Origin of the sequence: Skermanella pratensis (assembly GCF_008843145.1) — a bacterium.
Taxonomy (GTDB): domain Bacteria; phylum Pseudomonadota; class Alphaproteobacteria; order Azospirillales; family Azospirillaceae; genus Skermanella; species Skermanella pratensis.
The window spans coordinates 3,871,057-3,884,250 of the sequence record NZ_CP030265.1 but is presented as its reverse complement, the minus strand read 5'-3'; the positions used below and the strand labels follow the sequence as shown (position 1 = coordinate 3,884,250).

Annotated in this window: 11 protein-coding genes and 1 pseudogene; 7 read left to right on the top strand and 5 right to left on the bottom strand. The window is 67.6% G+C overall.

Features of this window, described 5'->3' with window-relative positions:
* Nucleotides 1-8 precede the first annotated feature (8 nt).
* The 6 genes from DPR14_RS17815 to DPR14_RS17790 all read left to right on the top strand — a co-directional run bounded on the left by DPR14_RS17815 (nt 9) and on the right by DPR14_RS17790 (nt 5,683).
* Nucleotides 9-866 (top strand): STAS domain-containing protein, encoded by an 858-nt coding sequence (locus tag DPR14_RS17815; protein WP_158046351.1) that lies wholly within the window; start codon nt 9-11, stop codon nt 864-866.
* Nucleotides 867-880: 14 nt separating this feature from the next.
* Entirely contained in the window at nt 881-1,282 is a 402-nt protein-coding gene (locus DPR14_RS17810; protein ID WP_158046350.1) for an STAS domain-containing protein, read from the top strand.
* Nucleotides 1,272-1,709 (top strand): ATP-binding protein, encoded by a 438-nt coding sequence (locus DPR14_RS17805; protein WP_158046349.1) that lies wholly within the window; start codon nt 1,272-1,274, stop codon nt 1,707-1,709. The genes DPR14_RS17810 and DPR14_RS17805 overlap by 11 nt, the downstream gene beginning before the upstream one ends.
* Entirely contained in the window at nt 1,691-2,710 is a 1,020-nt protein-coding gene (locus tag DPR14_RS17800; RefSeq protein ID WP_158046348.1) for an ATP-binding SpoIIE family protein phosphatase, read from the top strand. The genes DPR14_RS17805 and DPR14_RS17800 overlap by 19 nt, the downstream gene beginning before the upstream one ends.
* Nucleotides 2,711-2,733: 23 nt before the next feature.
* Nucleotides 2,734-3,921 (top strand): sensor histidine kinase, encoded by a 1,188-nt coding sequence (locus DPR14_RS17795; protein WP_192499007.1) that lies wholly within the window; start codon nt 2,734-2,736, stop codon nt 3,919-3,921.
* Nucleotides 3,922-4,069: 148 nt separating this feature from the next.
* On the top strand, nt 4,070-5,683 hold the full coding sequence (locus DPR14_RS17790; RefSeq protein WP_158046346.1) for an alkaline phosphatase D family protein: 1,614 nt from the start codon (nt 4,070-4,072) through the stop codon (nt 5,681-5,683).
* Nucleotides 5,684-6,436: 753 nt separating this feature from the next.
* Here the strand turns inward: DPR14_RS17790 and DPR14_RS17785 are convergent.
* The 4 genes from DPR14_RS17785 to DPR14_RS17770 all read right to left on the bottom strand — a co-directional run bounded on the left by DPR14_RS17785 (nt 6,437) and on the right by DPR14_RS17770 (nt 10,208).
* Complete coding sequence (locus DPR14_RS17785) at nt 6,437-7,435, bottom strand: IS110 family RNA-guided transposase (RefSeq protein WP_158043700.1); 999 nt, start codon at nt 7,433-7,435, stop codon at nt 6,437-6,439.
* A gap of 276 nt (nt 7,436-7,711) precedes the next feature.
* Nucleotides 7,712-8,371 carry a 2-dehydro-3-deoxy-6-phosphogalactonate aldolase gene (locus DPR14_RS17780; protein ID WP_246148287.1) on the bottom strand — a complete coding sequence of 220 codons (660 nt, stop codon included), beginning with the start codon at nt 8,369-8,371 and terminating at the stop codon, nt 7,712-7,714.
* Complete coding sequence (locus DPR14_RS17775; protein ID WP_158046345.1) at nt 8,368-9,393, bottom strand: 2-dehydro-3-deoxygalactonokinase; 1,026 nt, start codon at nt 9,391-9,393, stop codon at nt 8,368-8,370. The genes DPR14_RS17780 and DPR14_RS17775 overlap by 4 nt, the downstream gene beginning before the upstream one ends.
* Complete coding sequence (locus tag DPR14_RS17770) at nt 9,378-10,208, bottom strand: IclR family transcriptional regulator (protein ID WP_158046344.1); 831 nt, start codon at nt 10,206-10,208, stop codon at nt 9,378-9,380. The genes DPR14_RS17775 and DPR14_RS17770 overlap by 16 nt, the downstream gene beginning before the upstream one ends.
* Before the next feature lie 185 nt (nt 10,209-10,393).
* On the opposite strand from DPR14_RS17770, the pseudogene DPR14_RS29140 reads away from it, so the two are divergent.
* Nucleotides 10,394-11,550: pseudogene (locus DPR14_RS29140) on the top strand (PQQ-dependent sugar dehydrogenase).
* Nucleotides 11,551-11,554: 4 nt separating this feature from the next.
* On the opposite strand, the gene DPR14_RS17760 reads toward DPR14_RS29140, so the two are convergent.
* Nucleotides 11,555-12,910, bottom strand: a complete 1,356-nt coding sequence (locus tag DPR14_RS17760) for a globin-coupled sensor protein (RefSeq protein ID WP_158046343.1) — start codon at nt 12,908-12,910, stop codon at nt 11,555-11,557.
* Nucleotides 12,911-13,194: the final 284 nt, after the last annotated feature.

Genomic DNA, 13,194 nt, shown 5'->3' with positions numbered 1-13,194 from the left:
AAGAAAAGATGCCCGACTCTTCCGGCAGCAAGCTCCCGGCTCTCCTGAGCCGGTACCAGGACCGTATCCTGACCGACTGGATCGCAGCGCAATCCGACGTCGGTGTGCTTCGCGCCGATCTGATGCGCGAGGCGGAGATCCGCCGCCAGTCGCGCAGCTTCCTGACCCATCTGACCGCCGCGACCAAGAACGGGGTCAATTTCGACATCGAAAGCGACCAGTGGCAGGATGTCCGGGACATGCTGACCGAGGTCACCAACTACCGGGTCGATCACGGCTTCACCCCGACGGAGACCGCGACGTTCATCCTTGCGCTCAAGCAGCCGATTTTCGAATGCCTGCGCGATCAGTACAAGGATGACCCGCAGACCCTGGTCGACGAGGCTTGGTCCGCCACCGTCCTGCTCGACAAGCTGGGCTTGTACACCAACGACATCTATCTGCGCGGCCGGGAGGATATCATCCAGCGCCAGCAGCAGGAGATGCTGGAGCTGTCCACTCCGGTGGTGCAGCTTTGGGACCGCATCGTTGCGCTTCCCCTGATCGGCACGCTCGACAGCTCGCGCGCGCAGATCGTAATGGAAAATCTACTCGAAGCCGTGGTCGAAAGCAAGGCCGAGATCGTGATCATCGACATCACCGGCGTGCCCACGGTCGACACCCTGGTCGCCCAGCACCTGCTGAAAACGGCCGCCGCGGCCAAGCTGATGGGGGCGGAGTGCATCATCAGCGGCATTAGGCCGCAGATCGCCCAGACCATCGTGCATCTGGGCGTCGAGCTGCCGCAGGTCGCGACGAAGGCCGACCTACAGAGTGCCTTCGCCCACGCGCTGAAGCGCACCGGCGTCACCTTCACGGGCCACTGAGCGGCGGCATCGACATGACCCATTTCCTCGAGCCGAACCGCATCCCCATCTTCCAGATCGGCGACTGCCTGCTCCTGACGATCCAGGTCGACCTGGAGGACAGGATGATCATGACGCTGAAGGACGATCTGGCCGAACGGATCGCCAAGACCCACGCCAAGGGCGTCCTGATCGACATCTCGGCCCTGGACGTGGTGGACAGCTTCATCGGCCGCATGCTTGCCAACATCTCGGCGATCGCCCGCATCCTGGACGCCTCGACGGTGATCGTCGGCATGCGGCCGGCGGTGGCCATCACTCTGGTCGAACTGGGCATGTCGCTCCAGGGCGTCCGCACCGCCCTCGACGTGGACCGCGGCATGGAGCTGATCCGCCGGGGCGCCGCCGAGGAGGCCGCGCGCCTCCATGAGGCCTGAGCCGGAGCAGGAGGAAGGAGCCGCCGACGGCGAGGTGATCCCGATCCGGACCGGCGCCGACGTCAGCCGGGTCAGGCGGGTGACAGCCGCCGCCATGGCGACGATCGGCGCCTCCAAGATCGAGACCACCCGCATGGTCACCGCGGCCAGCGAGTTGGCGCGCAACACGCTGGACTATGGCGGCGGGGGCGAGATGCGGATCGCCATCGTCGGCCGGATGTCGAAGCGCAAGGTCGAGATGATCTTCAGCGACCGGGGGCCGGGGATCGCCGACATCGCCCTGGCGCTGAAGGACGGATACAGCACGGGCGGCGGACTCGGGCTCGGGTTGAGCGGTGCCAAGCGCCTGTGCAAGGAGTTCGAGATCCGGTCCGTCCCGGGCGAAGGAACCATAGTGAAAGTCGTATCATGGACGGAACGGCCGTAGTTTCGGTCCCCATCCGGGAACAGACCCAGGTCGCCGAGGCGCGCCGCAAGGCGGTGCAGCTTGCGACTCCAGCCGGCCTCGGCGAACAGGAGTGCGCCCGCCTGGCACTGGTCGTGACCGAGGCGGCGACCAATATCCTGCGCCATGGCGGCGGCGGGGAGATCCTGCTGGACGCCCGGTCGTCGGGCGCCAGCGGCGAGGTCACCGTCATCGCCATGGACGCCGGCCCCGGCATGGCGAACGTCCAGGATTGCCTGCGGGACGGCGTCACCAGCGGCGACAGCCCGGGCACCGGGCTGGGCGCGATCCAGCGCCAGTCCGACCATTTCGATATCTATTCCAAGCCGGGGAACGGCACCGTGATCGTCTGCGGCGTGCGGGCCGGCGGCCGCCAGCCGCCGCCCGACTTGCCGGGTCTGTGGGTCGGGGCGGTCTGCCTTCCGCGCATCGGGGAGGTGGTCAGCGGCGATACCTGGGCTGTCCGGGTGACCGATCGAGGCGCCACGCTGTTGTTGCTGTGTGACGGTCTCGGGCATGGGCTCGGCGCGGCCGACGCGGCCGATGCGGCCCGTGCCGGTTTCAGGCAATCGAGGGAGCGGATGCCCGAGCCGCTGGTCGAGGATCTGCACCGGGCGTTGCGCGGGACGCGCGGCGCGGCGATCGCCGTCGTGCGGATCGAACCGGCCGAACGCCGGGTCCGGTTCGCCGGGGTGGGCAATATCGCGGGATTTTTCCGCTGGCGGGACAGGCAGGCCCGAACGGTGTCGCAAAACGGCGTCGTTGGGCATAATATGTCGAAAGTGAAGGAATACGAGTATGCTTACGGTGGCGACCTGCTGGCGGTTTTCCATTCAGACGGTTTGAGCACCAAATGGGATATCGACAGCTACCCGGGGCTGGCAACAAGACACCCGACGATGATCGCGGCCGTGCTGTACCGCGATTTCAAGCGGGTCCGGGACGACAACCTGATCGTCGTGGTGAAGAGCAGAGAACCCTGACCTGGCCGCTTTTCACGGTCCATGTGCGCCATGACCGGGACATCGTTCATGCCCGGCAGCGTGCGCGGCTGGTCGCCGACCGGATGGGCTTCGAGGTCCAGGACCAGACCCGCATCGCCACCGCCGTGTCGGAGGTTTGCCGGAACGCCTATGCCTATGCCGGCGGTGGCAAGGCCGATTTCCGGATCCAGGAGGTCGGCGGCAGGGTGTCCCTGATGATCGAGGTCGGCGACCGCGGGCCCGGCATCACGGAACTGGACGACATCCTGGCCGGCCGCTATCGCTCGCGCACCGGCATGGGGCTGGGTCTACTCGGCGCCCGCCGCCTGATGGACCGGCTGGACATCGAGACGTCCGGCGAGGGAACGACGGTCCGGCTGACCCGGTCGCTGTCGAAGCCCCTGGGCATGACGGTCCAGGAGTTCATCAACAAGCTGATGGACGAACTGGCCCGCCAGCAGCCGCTCGACCCGGTCGAGGAGGTCCAGCGCCAGAACCAGGAACTGCTGAGCAGCCTGAGCGACCTGCGCCAGCGGGAGGAGGAGCTTCTTGAGGCGAACGCGGCGCTGCGCGCCAGCGTCGTCGAGAAGGAAGTGCTGTTGAAGGAGGTCTACCACCGGGTCAAGAACAACCTCCAGATCATCTCCAGCCTGGTCAGCCTGAAGGCGCGGAAGTCCACCAGCCCGCTGGTCCGGCAGGAGCTGGACGACGTGCGCAGCCGTATCCATTCGCTCAGCATCGTCCACGAAAAGCTGTACCAGTCCGACGACCTGGCCCGGGTCGACCTCTCCGGCTATGTCCGGGACCTGTGCGCCCATCTGAGGACCTCCTTCACCGCGCGGGGCGACGGGCCGGAGCTGATGGTCGAGACGGACAACGTGGCGCTGGGGCTGGACATGGCGATCCAGCTCGGCCTGCTGATCAACGAGATCGTGACCAACGCCTTCAAGCATGCCTTCCCGGACGGTGCCCAGGGGGAGATCCGGGTGTCGCTGACCGTCCTGCCGGGCGAGCGGCTCAGGCTCGAAGTCTCGGACAACGGCAAGGGCATGCCGGAGGAGGCGGCCGACAGCCTCGGCATGAACCTGATCCGCGCCCTGGTGACGCGGGTCGAAGGCGTGCTGGAGATCGCGGGCGGGTTCGGCGGAGACGGCGCGGCCAATGGCGGTGGGACGAAGGTGACGGTCACGATGCCGCTGCACGGGGACTGAGGGAGAGGACGGCCGATCCGCAGGTTATCGGAGTGGCTGGGGACTGGCCGTCAGGAGGTACCCATTTGCGCCGGTCCCGCATGAAAAACTGTCATGGGCACCGGATAGCTTCCGCGAACCGATAAACCGGAACGGGAGAATCCGCGATATGTCCAAGTTGCCCGAGCCCCGGCGGTGGGTTACCCGCCGCTCGTTCCTGTACAATTCGGCATTGGCCGGCGGCGGGCTGCTCGTCGCGGCGTCGACGGCCGGCCGGGCACTGGCCCAGGCGCCGGCCCCGGCCCCGGCCATCATCACCGCCGACAGCCGCCGCATCGCCATGCCCTATGGCGTCCAGTCCGGCGACCTTTCCGGCGGGCGGGCGATCGTCTGGAGCCGCGCCGACCGGCCGGCCCGGATGATCGTGGAGGTCGCCACGACCGAGAGCTTCAGGAACGCCAAGCGCTTCGATGGTCCGGTCGCCGTCACCGACAGCGATTATACCGCCCGGATCGACCTGTCCGGGCTGCCGGCCGACCAGCGGGTGTTCTACCGCGTCAGCTTCCAGGACCTTTCCGACCTGAAGAGCTTCAGCGAGCCGGTGACCGGCCAGTTCCGCACCGCCCCGGGCGATGGCCGGGTCCGCTTCGTGTGGTCGGGCGACACGGCGGGGCAGGGATACGGCATCAACCCCGATTTCGGCGGCATGAGGATCTACGAGGCGATGCGCCGGGCCGAGCCGCACTTCTTCATCCATTCCGGCGACACGGTCTATGCCGACGGCCCGATCCCCGAGACCAAGGAATTGCCGGGCGGCGGGGTGTGGAAGAACGTCACGACCGAGGCGAAGTCCAAGGTCGCCGAGACGCTGGGCGATTTCCGAGGCGCCCATGCCTATAACCTGATGGACGACAACCTGCGCCGCTTCAACGCCGAGGTGCCGATGTTCGCCCAGTGGGACGACCACGAGGCGACCAACAACTGGTACTGGGAAAAGCGCATGGACGCCGACCAGCGCTATAAGGAGAAGAGCGCCGCCGTGCTGGCCGCCAACGGCATGCGGGCTTTCCTGGAATACATGCCGATCCGGCACGATCCGGAGAACCGCGACCGGATCTACAACAAGTTCTCCTACGGCCCGCATCTCGACGTGTTCCGCATCGACATGCGCAGCTATCGCGGCCCCAATACCGCCAACCTCCAGGAGGAAATGGGACCGGAGACCGCCATCCTGGGGTCCGAGCAGATCCGCTGGCTCAAGCAGGCCCTGCTGGCCTCGGACGCGACCTGGAAGGTGATCGCGGCCGACATGCCGATCGGCCTGATCGTCTACGACAACGGCAAGGACAAGACCGGGTCGGAGGCGATCGCCCAGGGCGACGGCCCGGCACGGGGGCGCGAGCTGGAGATCGCCGACCTGCTGAGCTTCATCCGGCGCAACGGCATCCGCAACACGGTGTGGCTGACCGCCGACGTCCACTACACCGCCGCCCATTTCTATGATCCGAACAAGGCCAGGTTCCAGGATTTCGAACCGTTCTGGGAGTTCGTCTCCGGCCCGCTGAACGCCGGCACCTTCGGCCCGAACCCGTTGGACGACACCTTCGGCCCGCAGCTGATGTACGTGAAGGCACCGCCGGACGGGCAGTCCAACCTGGCTCCCTCGGCCGGGATGCAGTTCTTCGGCCAGGTGGACATCAGCGAGGACGGCGTGATGCTGGTCACCTTGAAGGATCTGGACGGGCAGAGCCTGTACACGAAGGAACTGCTGCCGGCGGCGTGACGACGCCCCCCTGGCGTGGGGAAATGTCATCATTCGTGGTAGTGGCGTCGGCGGGGAGAGGGCGCCCCGTCCCGCGCTGCGGATGGTGGCCCCTCCGCTTGGCCGCAAATGTCAACATTCGATGCGAAATGTCGTCATGGCCTGCCCATTTACGCTTCCTGGCGGCTTGCCCTGCCGCCGGGAGGTTGGTCGCCCGGTTTCAGGCGAAAGCGCATCGCCTGTTCTTCATGATTCACGGTTTGAAAGATCCCGGCGGGCCGCCGGGTTGTTCATATCATTTTCATTCTAGGAATACAATCCGATAGGCGTGAGTTGGGGTGATGGGGGCAAAAGGCCGGGCGGGGAGCGAGTTGGAGCTGTGCCCGATCAGGTCGATCCGGCCGGGGCAGCCGGGTCGATGCGTTGGGCCACGGGCCCAACCTACGATCGACGAACCGCATCACCTTTGCCCTGCATCGAACCGTAGCAACTGTTTTTGTGAGCCGCATCGTTGGGTGTGGATATACAACTTCAAGCAGCATGCATGGTCACGGGAAGACGCCGCCGTCAGCGGTTTGCCGCGGCGGTTGTCGGACGTGCTCTTGGCCGCCCCACCTCGGTCCAGCGGGCGGCGGGCGGAGCGGCCATCAAGGACGCTGCGCGCCGCTCCGCGGTGGCCTTCGGCCCTCCTTGACCGCCGCTCCGCCCGCCGCCCGCTGGACCCTCAGGTCGGGACGGAGGGATGGTGCCGCCGGTCGAACAAAGGGATGGGGCTCAGGATGCCGTGGCGGAGGCGGCTTCGGCCGGCGGCCCGTCGGCGGCGTACTCCGCCACCCAGGGCCGGCCCGTCCGGAGCAGGGCGTTGAGGATCACCAGCGCCTTGCGCATGCAGGCGACCAGCGCCACCTTGCCCGGCTTGCCGCGTCCCTTCAGGCTGTCATAGAAGGCCTTGAGCGTGGCGTTGTGGCGCAGGCCGACCCGGCCGACGTGGAACAACGCCCGGCGCACCTTGGCCCGGCCGCCGAAGATCGTGCGCACCCCGCGCAGGGTGCCGCTGTCGCGGGCGAACGGCGCCAGGCCGGCCAGGCTGGCCGCCTGCCGGCCGGTCAGGCTGCCCAACTCGGGCATGTGGACCACCAGCATGGCCGCGCTCAGCGGCCCGACCCCGGGGAAGCTGCGCAGCAGGGCGGCCCGCTGCCGCAGCCCCGGGTCGTCGTTCAGCTTCGCCTCGATCATCCAGGCCAGGGTGTCGGCCTCGGTGCGCAGCGCTTCCAGCGCCGTCTCGGCGCGCCGGCGCATGAAGTCGCCGCGCAGGTGCTTGAGCTGATGGCCGCGCGCGACGATCTCGGCCAGGATCTGGTCGCGGTAGTCGAGCATCTCGATCAACTCGGCGCGCAACGGCTCCGGGACCGGCGTCGGGCGGGGACGGGTGGCCTCGCCGAAGGCCTGGAGCATCCGGGCGTCGACCCGGTCGGTCTTCGCCAGCTGGCCGGTCGAGCGGGCGAAGTCACGCGCCCACTTGGGATTGACGACGGCGACCGGCACATCGGCCCGGGCCAGGGCGTGGTGCAGTTCGCGCTCGCAGCCGCCCGACGCTTCCATCATGACCAGCACCTCGTCGCCGCCCGCGCGCAGCGCGCCCAGCACCGTCGCGAGGGCGGTGTGGCCCTCGGCCGTGTTGGGAAGGCGCCACGCGCCGCGGCCCGGCACGCCGCAGGTGTCAAGATAGGCTTTGGAGGCATCGATCCCGATGCAGTAGGATTGGCAAGACATGGTGAACTCGTCCTTGTCTGCGGCGTCCGGCCAAAAGCACGGCGCCTGGCAACTGTGCGAGAAACGCCGAGGGCTCGGGGCAGGCACTCTGCTACGTGCGGTGCCTAACCTTGGTTGGGCTCAGTGTCCTGACCCCGTGAACCGGGTGCTCCTGACGGGGCACCCGGTTCCCCCCGACAAAACCTCTATACAACGTCACCAAAAGACAAGGTTGGGCCCATGGCCCAACGCATCGGTCCGCCTGTCCCGGTCCGGTCAACCTGGACGGAAACCTCTCTATGCGATCTCCCGCCACGCGGCGACGAAGCGTTCCGCCCGCTGGGCGAGATCGGGGACGGCCATGCCGGGGGTGTAGAGGGCGGAGCCGAGGCCGAAGCCTGCTACGCCGGCGCCGCGGTAGTCGCGCATGGTTTCGGGGGCTATGCCGCCGACCGGTAGAAGACGGACGCCGGGGGGCATCACGGCGCGCATGGCCTTGACGATGCGGGGGCTGATCAGTTCGGCCGGGAACAGCTTGAGCGCGTCGGCGCCGGCTTTCAGGGCGGCGAAGGCCTCGGTCGGGGTGGTCACGCCCGGCAGGCAGGCGAGGCCGGCGGACTTGGCGGCGCGGATCAGGTCGGTGTCGCCGTGGGGCATGACGACGATGTCGGCGCCGAGGCCGGCGAGCGTCTTCACCTGGTCGGCGGACATCACGGTGCCGGCGCCGACGATCGCATCCGGGGGCAGCAGCCTGCGGATCGCGCCGATGCTGTCGAACGGCTCCGGAGAGTTCAGCGGCACCTCGATCAGCCGGAAACCGCGGTCGTACAATGATTGCGCCGCGGGTTCCGCCTCCCGGGGGGTCAGGCCGCGAAGGATGGCGACCAGCGGCAGGGCGGCGAAGGCGCCGTTCAGGCGCGTCTGGAGGTCTGAAGAGGGCATGGCCGGGGTGGTCATGGGATGTCGCTCCGGTCGGAGGAAACGGGAGAGGTCACCAGTCCGGCCTCGACGGCGAACTGGAAGAGCCCGCGGGGGGCGGTGTTGTCGAGCAGGGCGGCCGGGACGGTGTCCAGCAGGTCGAGGGCACGGACATAGCGCCGGCACAGGCCGGCCTCGCCGATCAGAAGCAGAGGCGTGTCGCCGGCCAGCGTGTCGCGCATGCGGGCGAGGCCGGAGACCAGTTCGTTGCCGATCAGCAGGCCCGACAGGTAGTCCTTCAGCACTCCGGGTGGTAGCCGGCGGGTGAGGCCGAGCGTGCGGGCGGCGAAGATCTGGTGCGCCAGGTCGCCGGGCAAGCCGTCGCGGGCGGTGCGCACGCCGGCCGCGAAGGCGGCGTCGGCGGACTGGTCGGCGGAGACGGTCGCGGGGTCGTCCGGCATCAGCCGGCCGAGGATCGAGTGGCGCGACAGCACGGCGAACAACTCGCCGGTCATGTAGGTCGCGAACCGCGCGATCCTGCCGTCGGTCACCTGAACCCATTTGGAATGGGTGCCCGGCAGCGCGACGCAGGCCCGGCCGGCAAAGTGGGGGTGGTCGGCGAGCGCGCCGGAAATCTGGATCTCCTCGCCGCGCATCACGTCGGGGTCGGCGTCGGGCGGATCGAAGATGACACCCGGCGCGATCAGCACCCGCACGCCCGACGCGCTGTCCACGGCGACGGCCTTGCCGGCCAGGCTGCCGGTGTCGGCGGGGCAGGGGACATAGGGCGCTTCCGCCCAGCCCTGGGCGCTGCCGACCATGCCGCCGGCCACCGTAGGAAGCGTGCCGTGGGTCTCCAGCCATGCGCCGCAAAGGCCGGCGAGAGCCTGTTCGAAACCGGGTATGCCGGGCACCGGCAGGTTCTGGATGCCATGGGCGGTGGCGCGCCGGTCCAGCACCCTGCCGCCCGCGTCCATCAGGTACCCGCGCAGGCTGGAGGTGCCCCAGTCCAGCGCGATCAGCGCGGGGGATGCCTGATCCGCGGTCACTGGGGTTTCCATCCCAACTCCTTCGAAATCGTGTCCGCGCAGTCGCGCACCGCCGGTCCGAGCTCCCGCATCCGGTCCTCGGGCATGAAGGGGACGGCGCTCGCCACGCTGACCGCCGCGGCCACCTGGTTGCGCACGTCGCGCACCGGCGCTCCGACGCACCGGATGCCGACCTCGTTCTCCTCCAGGTCCAACGACCAGCCCTGCCCGGCGTAGTCCGCGAGCCGGCGCTGGAAATCCGGCCACGGGGCGAGCGGCGGGCGGTCGGGAACCTTGGCGGCGAACGCGCGGGCGCGCTCGTACAGCGCGGGCCAGCGGTCAGGCGGCAACCCCAGCATCAGGCTCTTGCCCAGGCCGGTGGAGGCCACCGGCATGGCGAGGCCGACGCGCGACCGCATCTCCAGCCCTCGGGTGCCGGGAACCTTGTCCAGGTAGAAGACTTCTTCGTCCTCCAGCACGCCGAGATGGACCGTGTCGCCGGTCAGCCGCGCGAGCGCCTCGATATGGGGGCGTGCCATCGCCACGAGAGGCCGATGCTCCAGCGCTCGCATGCCGAGCTGGATCAGCTTCGGCCCGAGCAAATAGCCCTTGTACGGCACATGATGCAGGTAACGTTCGGCGACGAGGCTGTTGAGCATCCGGTGCGTGGTGCTGCGCGGCGTGCCGAGCCGTGCCGCGATCCCTTTCACGTCTCCGATGCCCTCCGCGACGCATTCCAGCAGGGCAAGCCCCCTCAGAAGCGTCTGGGTGCCGGTACCCTGGTGTTTTTCCGGTGTCCGGTCCGGTGTTTGGAGCTGTTCCAGGACAGCTGCGTGGTCGCCCTTCATCGTGGAGGTCCGCTCCCGCGTTGGCCGGTGATCATGGTAGGAAGCGATACGGGGGTATGTCAAATAGATTGCGATCACTTCACATAGTGGAACATAAATGTAAAAGTTGTTAGGATGCCGCAGTTGTTCAACCCGTCTTCGCCCTTATCTAGGTCTCCGAATCGACGAGACGAGGAGAGACTCCCATGCGCAACGTCGCCCCCGCCATCGCGGCCGCCTTCTTGGCCACCACGGCGCTTGCCGGACTGAATCCGGCGCTGGCCGTCGACCAAACCTTCGAGACCGAAAAAGGCCGGGTGCAAGTGACGACCTTCGCCGACGGCCTGGCCAACCCGTGGGGCCTGGCCTTCCTGCCCGACGGCGGCATGCTGGTGACCGAGAAGCGCGGGAACCTGAGGCATGTCTCGGCAGACGGCACCGTGTCGGACCCGATCCGCGGCATCCCGCAGGTCGACAGCCGCGGACAGGGCGGCCTGCTCGACGTGGCGCTCGACCCGCAGTTCGCGCAGAACCGGCTGGTCTATTTCAGCTTCTCGGAGCCGGGGGATGGCGGCAACTCGACCGCCGTTGCGCGCGGCGTGCTGAGCCCGGACGCCGGCAGCCTGTCGGAGGTGCAGGTCGTCTTCTCGCAGAAGCCGAAGCTGCCCAGCACCAAGCATTTCGGCTCGCGCCTGGTGTTCGACGGGCAGGGATACCTGTTCATCGGGCTTGGCGAGCGGTCGGAGGAGCAGTTCCGTACCCAGGCGCAGGACCTCGACTCCCATCTGGGCAAGGTCATCCGGATCCGCCCGACGGTTCGGTTCCCGAGGACAACCCGTTCGTCAACCGGGAGGGCGCCCTGCCGGAGATCTGGTCTTACGGCCACCGCAACATCCAGGGCGCCGCGCTGCATCCGGAAACCGGGGTGCTCTGGGTCAACGAGCACGGACCCAAGGGCGGCGACGAGATCAACATCCCGGAGGCGGGCAAGAACTACGGCTGGCCGGTAGTGTCGTACGGCGTCGAATACGACGGCAGCCCGGTCGGAACCGGCAAGCAGCAGGCCGAAGGCATGGAGGAGCCGGTGCATCACTGGACCCCGGTGATCGGGTCGTCCGGCATGGCCTTCTACACGGGGTCGGCGTTCCCGGCCTGGCAGGGCAGCGTCTTCAACGGCGGGCTGGCGACCAAGGACGTGGCCCGGCTGGAACTGGACGGCAACCGCGTGACCCACGAGGAGCGACTGTTCAAGGACCTGAACCAAAGGATACGGGCCGTCGAGCAGGGGCCCGACGGCGCGCTGTACCTTCTGACCGACCACTCGGCCGGCGAGATCCTGCGCGTTTATCCCGCGGAGGGATGATCCGCTACGCTGCCTTGATCGAGCGCAGGAAGTTGCCGACTTCCCGCTGAAGCGCCGCCGACTGGCCGCTGAGCTGGCCGGCGGTGCTGCGCACCGTCGAGACGGACCTGGTGGTCTCCGACGAGGACGAGGTGACGCCCGCGATGTTGATCGCCACCTCCTGGGTGCCGACCGCCGCCTGCTCGACGTTGCGGGCGATCTCCTGGGTCGCCGCGGCCTGCTCCTCCACCGCGGCGGCGATCAGCGAGCAGATCTGGTCCATGTCCATGACGGTGCCCAGTATGTTGCGGATGGCGGCCACCGCGCCTTGGGTCGCCTCCTGGATCTCGCCCACCTGACCCTTGATGTCGCCGGTGGCACGGGCCGTCTGGGTGGCGAGCTGCTTGACCTCGTTGGCGACCACGGCGAAGCCTTTGCCGGCCTCGCCGGCGCGGGCGGCCTCGATCGTGGCGTTGAGCGCCAGCAGATTGGTCTGGTTGGCGATGTCGTTGATCAGGCTGACGACGGCGCCGATGCTTTCGGCGGCGGTGGACAGGGTGTGCAGGAGCCCATCGGTCCGTTCGCCGTCGGCGACCGCCCGGCGCGAGGTGTCGGACGAGCGGGTAACCTGCCGGGTGATCTCCTGGATCGACTTGGACAGTTCCTCCGCGGCGGCGGCGACGGTCTCGACGTTCTGGCTCGCCTGCTCGGCGGCGGCGGCCACGGCGACCGCCTGGCGGCTGGTTTCCTCGGCCGCTGCGGACATCGCCTCGGCGGTGACGTCCAGATCGCCGGCCTGTCCGCCGACGGCCTCGACGATGCCGACGACGGTGTTCCGGAAGCTCTCGGCGAGCTGATCCAGCTGCCGGTCGTAAACCGTCTTGTTCTCCTCGATGTAGATGGATATGGCGAGGTCCATGTCGAGCATCACCGCCTTGTTCAGCGCGCCGAGCAGGTCGGACAGCTTCGCCCGGGCCACTTCCGGCCGCCAGCGGTTGCTGAACTTGCGGGTGGCGGAATCGTAGAGGTGGTTGACGGTGAAGGCGTAGCCGCCGATGTACCAGCGGGGCTCCAGCCCGATCCGGCTATGGGTCAGGCCGATCCGCCTGACCGAGGCGAAATACTCGCCGTCGAACCTGCCGGAGAACAGATTGAGCCAATGCTTGAGCTGTGCCGACCGGGCGTGTTCGATCCGGCTTTCGCTGGAAAACATCGCCTTCAGTTCGGGATAGTCCCGAACGTGCCGATAGAACTGGTCCAGAGCCGGCGGTAGAAGTTCCTCCAACTCGGAGGCGAACTCCTTCAACGTGTCGCGGGTTTTCTGGTCAATCCGCAAAAAGCTCAGGCGCTGGACTTCATCGCGATCGCTGCCGGCATCCATATCCCATCCCCTAACTCCGGTCCGACCCGGGGTCGAACGTATTACTCCCAAATGCGTGGGAATAGTGCGCGCGATGCGGGGCAATTTCGACATGTCTTTGGTCATAATCACCGTACCGTAAGACGCCTAGGCTTACTGGGATTTCATTCGTTCCTGGAATGAATAACAAGTCTGCTTGTCCGGGAAAGGAAATAGCGCTTGGCTGATATTCATAGGCGTCTCTGCCAAAGATCCTGGATGTGTGCTTGGGCGAAGGAGATTTTACCAACGAGAGAGTCACTATT